This window comes from uncultured Maribacter sp. (assembly GCF_947500405.1).
Classification (GTDB): Bacteria; Bacteroidota; Bacteroidia; order Flavobacteriales; family Flavobacteriaceae; genus Maribacter_B.
Window position 1 is genome coordinate 1 of sequence record NZ_CANMRY010000008.1, and the last position, 14,843, is coordinate 14,843.

The following is a 14,843-nucleotide window of genomic DNA, read 5'->3' on the forward strand; positions in this document are numbered from 1 at the left end:
GTAAGCGACATCACATACATTAAAACTGAAAATGGACATAATTACTTAGCTTTAGTAACCGATGCCTATTCCAAGCAAATCATGGGCTATAAACTCGACAACCATATGAGAACATCACTTTGCAAAGATGCACTCGCTATGGCCATTAAAAACAGAAAATATCCCAATCAAAAACTAATTCATCATTCAGACAGAGGATTCCAGTACTGCAACCCAAAATACACCTGCTTTGCTGAAGAAAACAACATCACAATGAGTATGACAGAGCAATACGACCCGTACGAAAACGCTGTGGCCGAACGTATCAATAGAACTTTAAAACATGAATACGGACTCAAAAAAACAATAAAAAATACCAAAATAGCGCAACAAATGACACAACAGGCGGTATTTATTTACAACAATCTTAGAACACATTTTAGCCTGGACCTAAGGAAACCAGCTGAAGTTCATCTCAATCCAAACATTAAATACAAATCCTATCGAAAAAATAAACTAAATTTACCTGAATTAACAATTTAAGAACAGGCCTAGTTCAAACTATTTTTTTGCCTTCCAAACGGCTGAAAAAAATCTTTTGAACGGACAAAAAGGTCAACCTATTTCAGTATAATACAAAATGACAAACTGTATATTTAACAACAAAGAAATTGAAATTAACTCGGAGTTTGAATTGAGCAGTGTAATGAATATCGAAATGAAGAATGAATTCAGCGAAATTTGTTTGTATAAAAATGACAAATCATCACTTACTGTTTTGACAAATAAAATTGAGAAAAAAGTATTTTTAATGTTTCAAGATTTAGAAAAAGACATATCCTATGTGCCAAAAATTTCTGAAAATAGTTCTGAACTTTACGTAGATTTCTTGTTAAGCAATGGACAAAAGGATGAATACCCAGCAAATTGGCTTGTTGACTTTGAGTTAGCGAAAAAATCAATTTTAGAATATTATAAAAATGGACAAATGTGGAACGGAATTAACTGGAATGAAGAATAAAAACTGTAGGTAACAATGTATAACCGCAATTACGGCGGATTCGACTACGTCCGAATCCACTCGGAATTGCTAACGTCCGTGCTAAACCGAAAATAATCGCTAATTTAACCCGTAACTGACGGTTATACGAGACCGTTGTAAACCATATTTCAGGACAAGACATTTCGGGCGACTCGTAATATTCATCTCTTCTACTTCTACTTCAAATTAACATCATCCTAAAAATAGTGAAATTTAAATATAATCTATTTTATTTTACTAAATGTAAAGTTTTATTTACTTTTGTTTAAAAATAATAGAATATGAAAACGCATATATTACCAAATTGGTGTAAAAAACTTGGATTAATCCTTTTTATCATTGCCTCTCTACTTAATGGAAGTCTAAACTTTATTAATAATTCAATCAATAAATATAAAATATCAGGGATTAATGCTTACGAAATAGGAACGGAATCTGATAATGGAATATTAGGTCTTTTAAATGCCTTCTCTGGCGGAGGGTTAAGTTATGGAATTGATTTTGTTGCGATAATTGCAATGTTAATCTATATGGTTTCGAAAGAAAAAGTAGAAGACGATTTCATAGACAAATTACGTCTAGAATCTTTTCAGCTAACTTTTATAATTGGAATATTAGTTACAATTTTTATGTATATTTTAGCTAAAGATTTAAAACTGACTTTAGATTATTTTATATTTCCATTGCTTTGGTCTTACATAATAATATTCTTTATCAAAAGAAAAATGTATTTATGAAAAATCTTGTAAAAGTAGAAAGAGCTAGACACAACTTAACGCAAGCAGAATTGGCGAAAGAAATAAATGTTTCACGACAAACTATTCACGCAATAGAAAAAAACAAATTTAATCCTTCTGTTACTTTAGCAATCAGAATGGCTCATTTTTTTAAAGTTACAGTTGAATATTTATTTAATATTGAAGAATAATTTAAAAAACGATTTGCCAACACCGTATAAAATTAATTGCTGGTTTTAGCCTACTTACGAAAATGAAAAAATTCCTTATAAATAATTTTCAAATTTCAGAATCTGATGCTATTTTATTCTCTGCTTCTTTTAAAAAAATAGATTTAATTAAGGGGGAAAAATTTGTAGTCTACGGAAAGATTTCTAATAGAATTGGATTTGTTGAGAAAGGACTTTTAAAGTGTACTTTAATAGGAAATGATAAATCAGTTATTGATGATTTTGTCTTTGAAAATCAGTTCGTGGCAAATTATTATAGTTTTTTAAGACAAGAAGAATCAAATAAGGAAATTGTTTGCCTTAAAAATTCTGTACTAAAAATAATAACCAGAAAGGAACTTGAAGATTTAGCAAGTAAACACTCATTTGTAGAAAAAATAGCAAGACAAGTATCTGAAAAACTATTCATTTCTACGGCAAAAAAGCTAGAGGATATTAGACTTTTAAATGCTGAAGAAAGATATCTAAAATTGGTTAAGATTAATAGAAGAATTGCTACTGAAATTCCGCAATATGAAATTGCTTCTTATCTAAATGTAAGTCCGGAAACAGTTAGCCGAATTAGAAATAAAGTTGCTTTCCATTCTTGACCTATATCAATGAATGTTTAGAATATTATTCTAACATTTATGGAAAATAATAAAATATGAATAAGCACATTAACGCAACACCAGAAACGGGCAAAGAATTCTATTTAAATTTCCATCAAAAAGGGAAAATTGTAATGCTTAATTTATTAAAGTTTAAATCTAAAGCTGATTATACAAATTTAGAGTCTATAAAACCACAAAAAGACATTAGTGGAGAAGAAGCTTATAAATTATATACAAATAACACATTAGTAGAGCTTAATAAATTAGGAAGTAAAATTCTATTTTATGGAGCGAGTAATAATTTCCTAATTGGGCCTGAATCAGAAAAATGGGATGCTGTTCTCTTAGTTGAACACCAATCAGTCCAAACATTTATGAAATTTGCCGAAAGTAAAATTTATTTAAATAATGTTGGGCATAGAACTGCGGGATTAGAAGATTCTAGATTACTACCAACAACTGAAATAAAAAATTACACCTAACAAAAAGAACTGAATTAAAAAACAAACAATTTTAAGCTAATTTAGAAACAAAGTTCTCTTCATACGGCAATCCTGTTTTAGCTATTGCAAAAGCCTGTTTTAACAGTTTGTTCGACACTGCTATTAAAACTATTTTTTCATCACTTTCCTTTGTTTCAGTATTTTTCATGTCATTATTTTGACTGTTGCAACTGAAAATTAACAAGCCAATTATAAATAATAAAATATATTTTTTCATTGCGTTAAATTTTAAGGATTAAACATTTTTAGTAGTATAGAGGAGACCAATTACTCGGTCTCCTACTATTTACTTTACACTTGAATCAAAAAAAATTAGTAAATCGATTATGAAATCTTAATGGTTCTAGCAGGCTTTTGTTTTGCCTCTTCTTTTTTCGGTAAGAAAATACTCAAAATGCCTTCGTTATAACTCGCATTAATTTTTTCATCATTTACACTTTCAGGTAGAGTAAAGGTTCTTTTAAAAGAAGAGTAACCAAACTCTCTACGAGTATAATTCTCCTCTTTATGTTCATTTTCTTCCTTTGTCTCTGTCGAGATGGATAATACTTGATTATCGATGTCAATTTGGAAATCTGATTTTTTAAGACCTGGAACTGCCATTTCTACCGTAAAATCATCAGCAGTTTCTTTGATATTTACTTTTGGTAAAGTAATTCCAGTATTGAAGTTTGAGCTAAATACTGATGGTAGGTCTCGATTAAAGATGTCATCTAACCAATTTGACAAAGTTGGGAAATTTTGATTTGAATTGCTGTTCGCTAAACTTCCGTTTTTAGGAACACTAACTAAATTGCTCATAATTACAAAATTTTAAATTAAACATTATTTCAAATTTGAAACCTCTATTGATTTCGACTTCAATAGAACAAATAAAATACCAAAATAGATTAACCATATTTTATCCTAAATGTTTTATTAAAATGACGTGTTTCGCTGTCAATTTTTCAGAAAGGTTATCATTTTTCCGCTCAAATAAATGTCAAATTGACATTTTAAATATATCAAAAGAAGAAAATAAAAAACAAGAATCTCTAACACAAAGATGTGGATAAGCACTACACACAACAACATTATCTTTAATGTTTCGGCATCAATATTTCGGTAGTTTTAAAATATAACTCTGGCTGACTTTTTAAATGAAAAATAATTCACTCAGACGGACTTATTACTCGGTCCAATTTCCTTTGTCTGAATTTTATAGGTAAATTGTAAACTCATAGTTAAATTGAAAATTTAGAAGATTGAATCTACTAAATCTATAGGTTTGAATTTATAACTTGCCAACTGAATTGAAAACTAAAAAAGGTAACAAGTGGTTACATTTTAAACTGGGCGAAGTACTTTATCTATGTAAAATAATTTTAAAATATAACTCTGGCTGACTGGTTAGCGTACATTTTTATAGCCCAAAATCGTAGCAGAAACGTTGGGCATCATTTACCAATGCCTCAGAAATTAGAACTCATAATGAAGAAAAAATTAAAAGAACATATAGAAAAATTAATTCCTCTTTCAGATGACGAATTTACATTTGTTTTATCACATTTTACATTTGAAAAGTATAAAAAAAATGATTTTCTTATTCAAGAAGGAGAAAATGTAAATTATTGTTATTATGTTCTTTCCGGGCTCTTGAAATTAGTGTTCAACGACAAAAATGGCAAACAACATATTGTGTCATTTGCAATGGAAGATTGGTGGGAAAGTGATTTCTCGGCTTATTTTTTGCAGACTAAATCTAAAATGTCATTACAATGCATTGAAGATACCAGTGTATATTCAATTAGTCATAAAAATTATCAAAAACTGTCAACCGAATTACCAAAAATGGAGCTTTTTTTTCTTAAGAAATCTTACTCAGGACATATTGCTTCACAAAATAGAATTTTATCTTTTCTAACTTCAAATGCTAAAGAGAGATATGATCAGTTACTTAAACAACATCCCGTATTATTTCAACGAGTTCCAAAAAGCCTTTTAGCTTCTTACTTAGGTGTCTCACGTGAAACACTTAGTAGGTTTTCTTTATAGAGTTTTCACTTCTTTATAATTGTGATGTTTGTCACGCGCGAACAATACTTTTATTCAAATATTTGTAGTCTAAAAACAAAACTATAATTATGAGAAGTAAAGTAAAATTATTAGCAATTATATTATTAACTACTGTGTCAACATTTGCACAAAACGAAAAAAAGAAACAGATGGAAAAACAAATAATAAATCCATGGAAATGGCAAAATGAAAGAAGCTATGTACAAGCAATTGAAGTAACAAAACCTGAGGGAACTTTATATGTTTCTGGACAAACAGCTATCGATTCTGACGGAAAATCAAGTACTGCTGATATGAAAACCCAACTAATTAAATCTATAGATAATTTAGAGAAAGTTATTAAGGAAGCTGGATATGAATGTAAAAATATTGTTAGATTAAATATCTATACCACTTCATCAGAAGAGCTTTTTTCTTGTTTTGATGTTTTCCAAAATTGGATAGCCAAACACAATATAAAACAAGCTAGTACTTTATTAGAAGTAAAAAGTCTTTTTGAAACACTAAAAGTAGAATTAGAAGTTACTGTTGTAAGGTAATATTTGATTAAAGTACTAAAAACGAATGCCCTACAAGGTATAAAAGTAATAGCGGCTTGAACTCTAACTCAAGTCGTTATTTTTTTTAAATTCAGTAAATTATTATCCAAAAAGTTAGCGCATAAAAATCCGCTACCTTTTATGGTTCAACATCAATACGTACTCAAGAACTTAACGCAACAAATCTAAAATTATAGATTTGTTATAAAACGCCACAGGAAATTATGGGTTTTGAACTAAAAAATGTAGCTTAGTATCAAACAAAAAAGCAATATTTGTTGCTCTAAATCCCTGAATGCAGAAAGTAAAACCCATTATAACAATTTTAGAACTCATTAGTGTCTAAATTTAAACACGCCTAACAGTGTTCACTTAAATCAAAACATAGACTACAAATCGTATCGAAAAAACAAAAATAATCTGAAATTATTAACCTTTTTAAATCATCAAAAAAGAGCAACCTATTTCAGGACAAAAAAAATACAGTTAAATGAAAATAATTAACCTACTATTCATCCTTTTCTTTGAATATACACAAGTATTTTCTCAATCTGGTATATATAAAATAAATCAAATTGAAATAAAAAAAACGTACAAGGAAATTAGCCCAATTGGAAAATATAGATATGATAGTTTATCATACGAAAAAGCTAGAAATCAAAAGGAATACATTTTTGAGACATTCAAATATAAATGCGATGGTTTTGAGATAAGTGGTTACTCATGTCGTCCAAAAAAAACTAGTAAGAAAGTGCCTGTCATTATTTATAATAGAGGGGGTACGGGGAATTTCGGAAGATTATCAGAAGAAGATTTACCAGATTTTTACTGGCTTGCTAAAAATGGATTTGCTGTTTACGCATCTAATTACCGCTTTGTTGGAGATATGGGAAAAATAGACCAATCTGGAGGAGATGATATAAATGATGTTCTTAAATTGCATGAAATAGTAAAGAAAATTAATTATGTAGATAGTAATAATATTTTTATGATAGGTGTTTCGAGAGGTGGAATGATGACATACCAAAGTCTCAAAAAAATTAATATTAATGCAGCTGCTGTAATAGGTGGTGTTGCAGACCTAAAGTTGCAATCTATACAAAGACCTATATTTATAAGTGGTTGGTCAGATTTAGAAGAAGAGTATAATTATAAAGGATTAGCCAATATTTTACCCGAATTTAATAAAAACAGCGAAAAATATCTCAATGAACGTTCTGCAGTAGAATGGGCTAATGAAATAAATACACCTATTTATATTTTACATTCTAGACAAGATGGGAGAGTATCTGTTACGGGAGCGATTGAACTTGTGCAACAACTCGATTTTTTTGATAAAGAATATAAATTCAAAATATACGATAGAAAAAGTCACAGTTTGCCCTATTCAAAATTTGATTCATTTACGGAAATAATTGAATGGTTCAAAAATCACCTAAAATAACATTTACCCACAAGGGCTATAAATAATACGTATTTTAGTACTTAGTCCAAGGTTCAGAGCTTTAAACCAATTCCGCCAAATCTTTTGATTTGGCTTTAGAACAAAAAAGATAAAACAAAATAAAAAGTTTTGGTAAAATGTTTAATCGAAAGTTCACTATTTTTAATTCCCGTACTAAAACAGTCGAGATGTAAACAATTAAAATTAGACAAAGATATTCATGCAAATTTTACCCGAAAACATGTTAAAGGTTCTTTACGAGCTTTTTATTAAATATAAATTCTCCAACAAGAAAGCTAAATTACTTGCTAATGTATTTACGGAAAGTACTTTAGATGGTGTTAGTTCTCATGGTATCAATCGAGTGCCTCTTTTTATAGAATATGTAAAAAAAGGAATAATTAACATTGATGCAGAAGCAAAAAAAGTAGTTTCTTTTGGCAACATAGAACGTTGGGATGGAAACCTAGGCCCTGGTATTGTAAATGCTACTAAGTGTACAAACAGAGCTATTGAATTAGCAAAACAACATGGAATGGGCATGGTAGCATTACGTAACACTAATCACTGGATGAGAGGTGGAACATATGGAAAACAAGCAGCTAATGCCAATTGCATTTCGATACTTTTTACGAATACTAAACCAAACATGCCGCCATGGGGTGGAAAAGACAGCAAAATAGGTAATAATCCCTTTGTTGTATCTATACCAAGAAAAAAAGGACATGTTATATTGGATATGGCACTTTCACAGTTTTCATTCGGTAAGATTAACGACTATAAACTTAAAGGAGAAAAATTACCCTATCATGGGGGTTGGGATAACAATGATGAATTGTCAAATGACCCTGATAAAATTTTATCAAAAGAGCGTGGTTTACCCATTGGTTTTTGGAAAGGATCAGCCCTATCAATGGTGTTAGACATGTTGGCTACCATACTTTCTGCAGGAAACTCTACCTACAAAATAAGTTCAAAAGAAATTGAGACAGCCATTTCCCAAGTTTATATCTGTATTTATCCTAAAGTTTTTAAAGACAATGGGCTACCTGAAAAACTCTTAGAAGAAATTATTAATTTTACTCATAATGTAGAACCAATAAATCCTGGAGATACAATTTACTATCCAGGAGAACGAAGCTCACAAACCAGAGCAAAAAATTTAAAAGAAGGCATTTTTGTCAATAAAAGTATTTGGGAAAAGATTATGGCACTTTAAGAAAAATAAAAAATCTACTTACCCATAAATGTAAATACTATGAATATAACACGAAGAAACATTTTGAAAAATTTAGTGCTAGCACCTTTAGTTTTAGGAGTTAACAAACTAATGGCTCACACCAGCCCTATAAAAATAAATACGACATCAAGACTGCAATACAGCATTAATGCGTATTCGTTTAATTCAGAACTTAGAAGCGGAGAAATGACCTTTTATGACATGATGGAATACGCGGCAGATATTGGTTTAGATGCGGTAGATTTAACGGGTTATTATTTCAATTCTTATCCAGAAACACCAACAAACAAAGAACTTTTTAATTTAAAAAGAAAAGCTCTTGAGTTAGGACTTGACATTGCTTGGACTGGTGTTAGAAATGACTTTGCCAATCCTAATCTTGTAAAAAGAAATAATGACATTGAACTTATCAAAAACTGGTTACAGGTTTCTTCTAAAATAGGATCACCTATAATGCGAATTTTTACGGGAAAACATAAAAGTGATTCCTATTCAAAAGAGGATGTAAAGGAATGGATGTCGGATGACTTTAAAACCTGTGCCAAATATGGCGAACTTAACGGTGTCATTGTTGGTCTGCAGAATCATGATGAATTTTTATTTACAAGTGAAGAAATTATTGACATGTTGAAAAGAGTAAATTCAAACTGGTTTGGATTAATTTTAGATTGTGGAAGTTTACCTTCTAGCGACCCTTATAAAGAAATTGAAAACCTTGCTCCTTATGCCAACTACTTTTTTGTAAAAGAGCATGTAAAACAAAAAGATAGTACTAAAGTTTCGGCAGATTTACAACGTATTGCTAAAATTATACAATCTAGTAATTATCGTGGCTATGTGTCGTTTGAAAGTTTAAAAGAAGGTGACACAAAAGCAATTATAAAAAATATGTTTAGCGAATTTAAATCAGGGCTTTACTAAAATGGCAATTGAAATTATTGCTTGCGATGGTATAAAGACAAAATGGTTCAGCATGTAAAATAACAACAAAAAATATTTTACTATCAACTAAGCAAAAGAATAAAATGTATGTAAAATATACTATTTATTCATCTAATCTAAAGTTATATTACTCATATCTTTTTATTTGTTTCCTTGAGTACATTGAAAAATGAGTTTTAAAAAACAATATAAAAATTGGAAGAGACCAGTTATTCGGTATTCTATGAGAAAATAAACTTATAATTAAAAAATATTCCTCTAGAACAACTAATTCTTATCACAGGTTTTACAAATACGGAAACATTGTAAAAAAACTTTGCAATCAGTAGACCAAACCTAGTTTGGGTCCCAGATATAACTTATATCAGAACTATAAAGGGATTCTGCTATTTAAAACTCATTGCTGACTTATTACCCCAAAAAACTAATTCACTATTCAGACAGAGGTATTCAATATTGCAGTAATGTATACTCCAAGGAACTCAAAAGAAAAAAGATAAACGACAGTATGGCCGAAGATAATCATTGCTATGAAAACTCTATGGTTAAATAATTAACAGAGTCCTGTAAGGAATTTATCTAGATCAAACTTTTTTAGCCTAAATCAAGCTAAAAAAGGCAACAAGAACTATGTTTCTAACTGGGCTAAGCGCTTTATCTATAAGCAATATTAATTTAAAAAAACATCTAAAATTATTAACCTTTTTAATCATCATAAAATAATCAACCTATTTAAGGACAAAACATCTATATAGCTTCCACTGTATAACATAATCTTAATCGTCGCTTTTGTTCTTTTTGATTATACTATCCATTTAATGAGAATTGAACTTAAAATAGATAAGAGCCATTGGCAAACATTTAATAGAATGGCAGCCATTGTTCTGAAATAGTATATTTAAATACTAATCATATCTAAAAAATAAAGTAATTTTACGATTTAAAAACAAACCCAGTTCAAACTATTTTTTTTCCTTCTAAACGGCTTAAAAAATCATTTGAACCGTAGAAATAAACCCAAAAAAGGTTTCTCTATTTCAGGACAAAATATATGAACGAAGAAGACATTATAAAAAAGATTAGTGAAACATATTCTCCCCTAACTTATGATTGTCAACAAGAATTAATAGGTTTAGCAAAAATCTTAAAATTAAAAAAAAATTTTACGCTTGTTCGTGAAGGCCAATTTTCTGACAAAACATACTATGTTGTTAGTGGTTGTGCTAGGGCTTATTATTTAAAAGATGGAAAAGATATATCTGATTGGTTTGCATTTGAAAATGAATTTATAAGCTCTATTGTAAGTTTTTTTACAAATAAACCTAGCCCTCATTTTATTGAATTACTTGAAGATTCTATACTAGTAGAATTCTCAAGAGAACAAATTGAAGAACTCTCTATGAAATACCATGATTATGAACGTTTAATAAGAGTTATAGTAACTAAAACCATGTTGAGTCAACAAGAACGTATAACTTCTATTCAATTTCAGAATGCGGAACAGAAATATAACAATATTTTAACTATTCACCCTAATATTACAACTAGAATACCCTTAACTCATATTGCTTCTTATCTAGGGATAACCCTTGAAACATTAAGCAGAATTAGAAGTCTTAAAAAACGAATTTGATTTATATCAAATGAAACTTACTTAATTTATCAGAACTTTGTAAAAAAAAAGATGAAACGATTACATTATTTTACAGGTCTGATAATTACAGTATTTGTAGGTTTACACTTATTTAATCACTTCGTAAGTATTTTTGGAGCAGAGGCTCATATTCATTTAATGAATAAGCTAAGATTTATCTACAGAAACATAATTGTAGAAACAATTCTTTTGATTGCTGTGATAATACAGATCATTACAGGATTAAATTTATTCTTTTCAAAACGGAAAATAGTTAAAGGGTTTTATGAGAAAATGCAAGTATGGACTGGGCTGTATCTAGCATTTTTTTTAATCATGCATATTAGTGCAGTATTGGTTGGCCGATATATTTTAAATCTTGATACAAATTTTTATTTTGGAGCAGCCGGTTTAAACACTTTTCCTATGAACTTGTTTTTTATTCCTTATTACGGACTAGCTGTTATTTCATTTTTTGGACACGCTGCTGCAATTCATTATCATAAAATGAAGAAAAAACTATTTGGTTTAACTGTAGAACAACAATCCAAAATTATTTTAATAAATGGATTTATTGCAACACTAATTATTTTTTATGGGTTAACAAATGGATTTTCAGGAATCGAAATACCTAAAGAGTTTAATATCATGATTGGTAAATAAAAACTAACATATAATAAATTTATAAAAGAAATAACGGTTTGGATGAAAACACAAATCTTTATTTCTTTTTAATTAAGTTACTTGTTATCCAAAAAAACAATTGTATTCTAATTAATTCTGTTATAAAAAACAATGTCCTGCTCTAAATAAAGGCACCATAATTTTAAAAAATATCTACAAAAAAGACAAAGTAATTTGGTGGCATTCTTAAACTTTTAAACTCAAAATCTTAGACGAACTTACCGCAGAAAAGCTAAACAAGTATAAAATTTACTTTACACATCCTTATACGTCCTTGAAAAGAGGAAAAACATAAAAAAACAAATAGACTTATTAGAAAACACCTTCCTAAAAGGAGCTGATTTTAATCAAAGTTATAAAACAAACTTTTTCGTATCCAAGAAAAACTCAATAATAGAACTTGTAAAATTATAGGCTATAAAACTTCCTCAGAAATAATGGTTTATAAACTGAAATTTGTAGCTTAGTTTAATTAATTCTTTAATACCAATAAAAAGAAAGAAGTTCTTGCTGTCAGAAAAAAATATTTGTATTCTTCTTAAAATTTGGCTCCTGCTAGTCGTAATTTCGTCTTGTAATTCTATTACATCTAATAACGAAATTATAATAGCTACCGCAGCAAATATGCAGCCAGCTATTGCCGAAATTTCTAATTCATTTTCTAAAAAATCTGGAATAGAATGCAAAGTTGTAGTTAGCTCTTCTGGTAAATTAACTGCTCAAATTAAAGAAGGAGCCCCATACAATGTTTTTATTTCTGCTAATAGAAAATATCCCCAAGAAATATACAATAACAAATTAGGACTTATAATTCCAAAAATATATGGGTATGGCAAATTGGTTCTTTGGTCAGCTATAGATAGTATAACACCATCAACATCTATTCTGATAAACTCTAACATAAAGCATATTGCTGTTGCTAATCCTAAAACAGCACCATACGGAGCTGCTGCTATAGAATCTTTAAAGCAGTATAATTTGTATGATGCAATAGAGAGTAAATTAGTGTTTGGCGAGAGTATTTCACAAACCAACCAATTTATAACATCTAAATCTGCATCTATAGGTTTTACAGCCTTATCTGTTGTATTAGACAAAAAAATGGAAAATGTTGGTAAATGGGTTGCTATAGATACTACTGCCTACTCTCCTATTGCTCAGAGCATTATTGTAATTAAACAAAATGCTAAAGAAAATAAAAACGCTACAGCTTTTTATAAGTACCTTTTTTCTAAAGAAGGGCAAGAAATTATAAAGAAATACGGATATTCGGTAAATGAATAATCTAAAAGGACATATAAGTGCAGTTCAAGTAAGCGGAACTATGTCTATTGTATCTGTTACAATTGCTAAAGACTTAATTTGGAAAGTAATTGTTATAGAAACTCCAGAGACTGCTCCTTATCTAGTTATTGATAAAAAAATAACACTTTTGTTTAAAGAAACGGAAGTAATTATAGGCACTGGAGACCTACTTAATTTAAGTATCCAGAATAGAATTACTGGTACCATTAAACAGTTAAAAAAAGGAACTTTATTAAGCAATATACTTGTATATACAACCCTTGGAGATGTTGCTGCTATAGTAGCTACAGATGCTATAGAAAAATTACAACTTAAAGAAGGTTTAAACATAACCGCAATGGTAAAATTAAATGAAATAATGCTTTCTGAAGTATGACTTGGGAACCACTACTACTTACCTTTAAACTAGCATTAGCAACTACTGTTTTGTTATTAATAATAGCTATTCCTTTGGCTTATTGGTTGGCTTTTTCTAAATCTAAAATAAAACCTGTTATAGAAACTTTGGTAAGCATGCCTTTGGTTTTACCTCCTACAGTTTTAGGTTTCTATTTCTTAATTGCTTTTAGCCCTAATAATAGTTTTGGTAATTGGTTAGATTCCTTCTTAGGTATTAAGTTAGTATTTTCCTTTACTGGCCTTGTTATTGCATCTATTATCTATAGTTTACCTTTTATGGTACACCCAATACAGTCTGGATTTAGTAGTATTTCTTCTAATTTAAAAGATGCTGCTTATGTTATGGGTAAATCTAAATTTAACACTTTAACCAAAGTACTTTTACCAAATATAAAACCAGCATTATTAACAGGTATTGTGCTTTCTTTTGCGCATACGGTAGGAGAATTTGGTGTTGTTTTAATGATTGGTGGCAATATTCCTGGAACGACAAAAGTAGCCTCTATTGCTATTTATGATGAAGTAGAAGCTTTAAATTATAGTGCTGCAAATTTTTATTCTTCAGTACTTTTTGCTATCACTTTTTCTATTCTCTTACTAGTTTATTTAGTTAATGGTGGACATTTAAAACGTTTTTGGAAATGATACATATAAACATTGAAAAAAAACTGAAAGCAGCGCATGGAGATATACTTCTTAATTTAGATATAAAAATTAAGAAAGGGCAATTGGTTACTTTGTATGGAGAATCTGGAGCAGGAAAAACATCTACCTTAAAAATATTTTCGGGTTTACTACAGGCAGAAAAAGGTCTTATTACTGTTGCTAATGAAACTTGGTTTAATAGTGATACAAAAATAAATAAGACACCACAAAAAAGAAAAATAGGATATGTTTTTCAAGATTATGCCTTATTTCCGCATATGACTGTTGTGCAAAATTTAGAATTTGCTTTAGAAAAAAATCAATCCAAAGCTATTATTGAAGAGCTGCTGCAAATTATAGAACTAGGTGCTTTAAAAGACCGAAAACCAGATACACTTTCTGGTGGCCAAAAACAACGGGTTGCTCTTGCTAGAGCTCTAGTACAAAAACCAGAAATATTATTATTAGACGAGCCTTTATCCGCATTAGATATAAAAATTAGATTAAAATTACAGGACTACTTATTAAAAGTCCATAAAAAGTACAACTTAACCACTATTTTAATTAGTCATGATATTGGTGAAATTCACAAACTTTCTGACTGGGTTTTTGTTCTTAAAAATGGTCTAGTTGAAAAAATGGGAACCCCAACCGAAATTTTTATAAATAAAAAACTTAGCGGTAAGTTTAAATTTAAAGGAGAGATTTTAAAAATTGAAAAAGAAGAAATTGTTTATGTAATTAGTGTTCTTATTTTCAACGATGTAGTAAAAATAATAGCCCAAGAATCTGAGGTAAAAAACTTAAACCTGGGAGACAAAGTTATTGTTGCTTCTAAAGCCTTTAATCCTATTATTTATAAGGTAGAATAGC

The 14,843-nt window shown here is 29.4% G+C and carries 18 protein-coding genes and 1 pseudogene; 17 read left to right on the forward strand and 2 right to left on the reverse strand.

Translation table 11 applies throughout. The annotated features are described in order from the left end of the window. The 6 genes from Q0945_RS11595 to Q0945_RS11620 all read left to right on the forward strand — a co-directional run. Positions 1-522, forward strand: a 522-nt coding sequence (locus Q0945_RS11595; protein ID WP_299434704.1) for an IS3 family transposase, incomplete at its 5' end; no start/stop codon positions are given. Between the two features lie 175 nt (positions 523-697). Next, complete coding sequence (locus tag Q0945_RS11600; RefSeq protein ID WP_299434706.1) at positions 698-1,000, forward strand: hypothetical protein; 303 nt, start codon at positions 698-700, stop codon at positions 998-1,000. Positions 1,001-1,302: 302 nt separating this feature from the next. Beyond that, positions 1,303-1,758 (forward strand): hypothetical protein, encoded by a 456-nt coding sequence (locus Q0945_RS11605; protein WP_299434708.1) that lies wholly within the window; start codon positions 1,303-1,305, stop codon positions 1,756-1,758. Further along, positions 1,755-1,949, forward strand: coding sequence for a helix-turn-helix transcriptional regulator (locus tag Q0945_RS11610; protein WP_299434710.1), 195 nt, complete (start codon positions 1,755-1,757; stop codon positions 1,947-1,949). Before Q0945_RS11605 ends, Q0945_RS11610 begins: the two co-directional genes overlap by 4 nt. 62 nt (positions 1,950-2,011) lie before the next feature. Next, positions 2,012-2,578 (forward strand): Crp/Fnr family transcriptional regulator, encoded by a 567-nt coding sequence (locus Q0945_RS11615; protein ID WP_299434712.1) that lies wholly within the window; start codon positions 2,012-2,014, stop codon positions 2,576-2,578. 56 nt (positions 2,579-2,634) lie between these two features. Further along, positions 2,635-3,063 carry a DUF1330 domain-containing protein gene (locus Q0945_RS11620; protein ID WP_299434714.1) on the forward strand — a complete coding sequence of 143 codons (429 nt, stop codon included), beginning with the start codon at positions 2,635-2,637 and terminating at the stop codon, positions 3,061-3,063. A gap of 31 nt (positions 3,064-3,094) precedes the next feature. On the opposite strand, the pseudogene Q0945_RS11625 reads toward Q0945_RS11620, so the two are convergent. Next, a pseudogene (locus tag Q0945_RS11625) lies at positions 3,095-3,202 on the reverse strand (IS110 family transposase); the annotation flags it as partial. Positions 3,203-3,408: 206 nt separating this feature from the next. Next, positions 3,409-3,885: an Hsp20/alpha crystallin family protein gene (locus Q0945_RS11630; protein ID WP_299434716.1), complete on the reverse strand. Its 477-nt coding sequence runs from the start codon at positions 3,883-3,885 to the stop codon at positions 3,409-3,411. 669 nt (positions 3,886-4,554) lie between these two features. Between Q0945_RS11630 and Q0945_RS11635 the strand changes: the two genes are divergently transcribed. The 11 genes from Q0945_RS11635 (at position 4,555) to Q0945_RS11685 (ending at position 14,842) form a co-directional block, all read left to right on the forward strand. Continuing rightward, positions 4,555-5,118: a Crp/Fnr family transcriptional regulator gene (locus Q0945_RS11635; RefSeq protein WP_299434718.1), complete on the forward strand. Its 564-nt coding sequence runs from the start codon at positions 4,555-4,557 to the stop codon at positions 5,116-5,118. 170 nt (positions 5,119-5,288) lie between these two features. Then, complete coding sequence (locus Q0945_RS11640) at positions 5,289-5,678, forward strand: RidA family protein (RefSeq protein ID WP_299434997.1); 390 nt, start codon at positions 5,289-5,291, stop codon at positions 5,676-5,678. A 490-nt stretch (positions 5,679-6,168) separates the two neighbouring features. Further along, positions 6,169-7,122, forward strand: a complete 954-nt coding sequence (locus Q0945_RS11645; RefSeq protein ID WP_299434720.1) for a prolyl oligopeptidase family serine peptidase — start codon at positions 6,169-6,171, stop codon at positions 7,120-7,122. A 220-nt stretch (positions 7,123-7,342) separates the two neighbouring features. Next, positions 7,343-8,341, forward strand: coding sequence for a 3-dehydro-L-gulonate 2-dehydrogenase (gene yiaK, locus Q0945_RS11650; protein WP_299434722.1), 999 nt, complete (start codon positions 7,343-7,345; stop codon positions 8,339-8,341). A gap of 39 nt (positions 8,342-8,380) precedes the next feature. Beyond that, positions 8,381-9,283 (forward strand): sugar phosphate isomerase/epimerase family protein, encoded by a 903-nt coding sequence (locus Q0945_RS11655; protein WP_299434724.1) that lies wholly within the window; start codon positions 8,381-8,383, stop codon positions 9,281-9,283. A 1,072-nt stretch (positions 9,284-10,355) separates the two neighbouring features. After that, positions 10,356-10,937, forward strand: a complete 582-nt coding sequence (locus Q0945_RS11660; protein WP_299434726.1) for a Crp/Fnr family transcriptional regulator — start codon at positions 10,356-10,358, stop codon at positions 10,935-10,937. A 51-nt stretch (positions 10,938-10,988) separates the two neighbouring features. Next, entirely contained in the window at positions 10,989-11,600 is a 612-nt protein-coding gene (locus Q0945_RS11665; protein ID WP_299434728.1) for a hypothetical protein, read from the forward strand. Positions 11,601-12,128: 528 nt separating this feature from the next. After that, positions 12,129-12,905, forward strand: a complete 777-nt coding sequence (gene modA, locus Q0945_RS11670; protein WP_299434730.1) for a molybdate ABC transporter substrate-binding protein — start codon at positions 12,129-12,131, stop codon at positions 12,903-12,905. Further along, positions 12,898-13,302 (forward strand): TOBE domain-containing protein, encoded by a 405-nt coding sequence (locus Q0945_RS11675; protein WP_299434732.1) that lies wholly within the window; start codon positions 12,898-12,900, stop codon positions 13,300-13,302. The genes modA and Q0945_RS11675 overlap by 8 nt, the downstream gene beginning before the upstream one ends. Next, entirely contained in the window at positions 13,299-13,970 is a 672-nt protein-coding gene (gene modB, locus Q0945_RS11680; RefSeq protein ID WP_299434734.1) for a molybdate ABC transporter permease subunit, read from the forward strand. The genes Q0945_RS11675 and modB overlap by 4 nt, the downstream gene beginning before the upstream one ends. Next, positions 13,967-14,842, forward strand: coding sequence for an ATP-binding cassette domain-containing protein (locus Q0945_RS11685; RefSeq protein ID WP_299434736.1), 876 nt, complete (start codon positions 13,967-13,969; stop codon positions 14,840-14,842). Before modB ends, Q0945_RS11685 begins: the two co-directional genes overlap by 4 nt. Position 14,843 lies beyond the last annotated feature (1 nt).

Bases quoted from the DNA above. Each gene is read 5' to 3' on its own strand.
- Q0945_RS11605 (WP_299434708.1), top strand. From the start codon at position 1,303: ATGAAAACGCATATATTACCAAATTGGTGTAAAAAACTTGGATTAATC.
- Q0945_RS11660 (WP_299434726.1), top strand. From the start codon at position 10,356: ATGAACGAAGAAGACATTATAAAAAAGATTAGTGAAACATATTCTCCC.
- Q0945_RS11620 (WP_299434714.1), top strand. From the start codon at position 2,635: ATGAATAAGCACATTAACGCAACACCAGAAACGGGCAAAGAATTCTAT.
- Q0945_RS11675 (WP_299434732.1), top strand. From the start codon at position 12,898: ATGAATAATCTAAAAGGACATATAAGTGCAGTTCAAGTAAGCGGAACT.
- Q0945_RS11685 (WP_299434736.1), top strand. From the start codon at position 13,967: ATGATACATATAAACATTGAAAAAAAACTGAAAGCAGCGCATGGAGAT.
- Q0945_RS11635 (WP_299434718.1), top strand. From the start codon at position 4,555: ATGAAGAAAAAATTAAAAGAACATATAGAAAAATTAATTCCTCTTTCA.
- Q0945_RS11645 (WP_299434720.1), top strand. From the start codon at position 6,169: ATGAAAATAATTAACCTACTATTCATCCTTTTCTTTGAATATACACAA.
- modB (WP_299434734.1), top strand. From the start codon at position 13,299: ATGACTTGGGAACCACTACTACTTACCTTTAAACTAGCATTAGCAACT.
- Q0945_RS11655 (WP_299434724.1), top strand. From the start codon at position 8,381: ATGAATATAACACGAAGAAACATTTTGAAAAATTTAGTGCTAGCACCT.
- Q0945_RS11665 (WP_299434728.1), top strand. From the start codon at position 10,989: ATGAAACGATTACATTATTTTACAGGTCTGATAATTACAGTATTTGTA.
- Q0945_RS11640 (WP_299434997.1), top strand. From the start codon at position 5,289: ATGGAAAAACAAATAATAAATCCATGGAAATGGCAAAATGAAAGAAGC.
- Q0945_RS11610 (WP_299434710.1), top strand. From the start codon at position 1,755: ATGAAAAATCTTGTAAAAGTAGAAAGAGCTAGACACAACTTAACGCAA.
- Q0945_RS11630 (WP_299434716.1), bottom strand. From the start codon at position 3,885: ATGAGCAATTTAGTTAGTGTTCCTAAAAACGGAAGTTTAGCGAACAGC.
- Q0945_RS11615 (WP_299434712.1), top strand. From the start codon at position 2,012: ATGAAAAAATTCCTTATAAATAATTTTCAAATTTCAGAATCTGATGCT.
- Q0945_RS11600 (WP_299434706.1), top strand. From the start codon at position 698: ATGAAGAATGAATTCAGCGAAATTTGTTTGTATAAAAATGACAAATCA.
- yiaK (WP_299434722.1), top strand. From the start codon at position 7,343: ATGCAAATTTTACCCGAAAACATGTTAAAGGTTCTTTACGAGCTTTTT.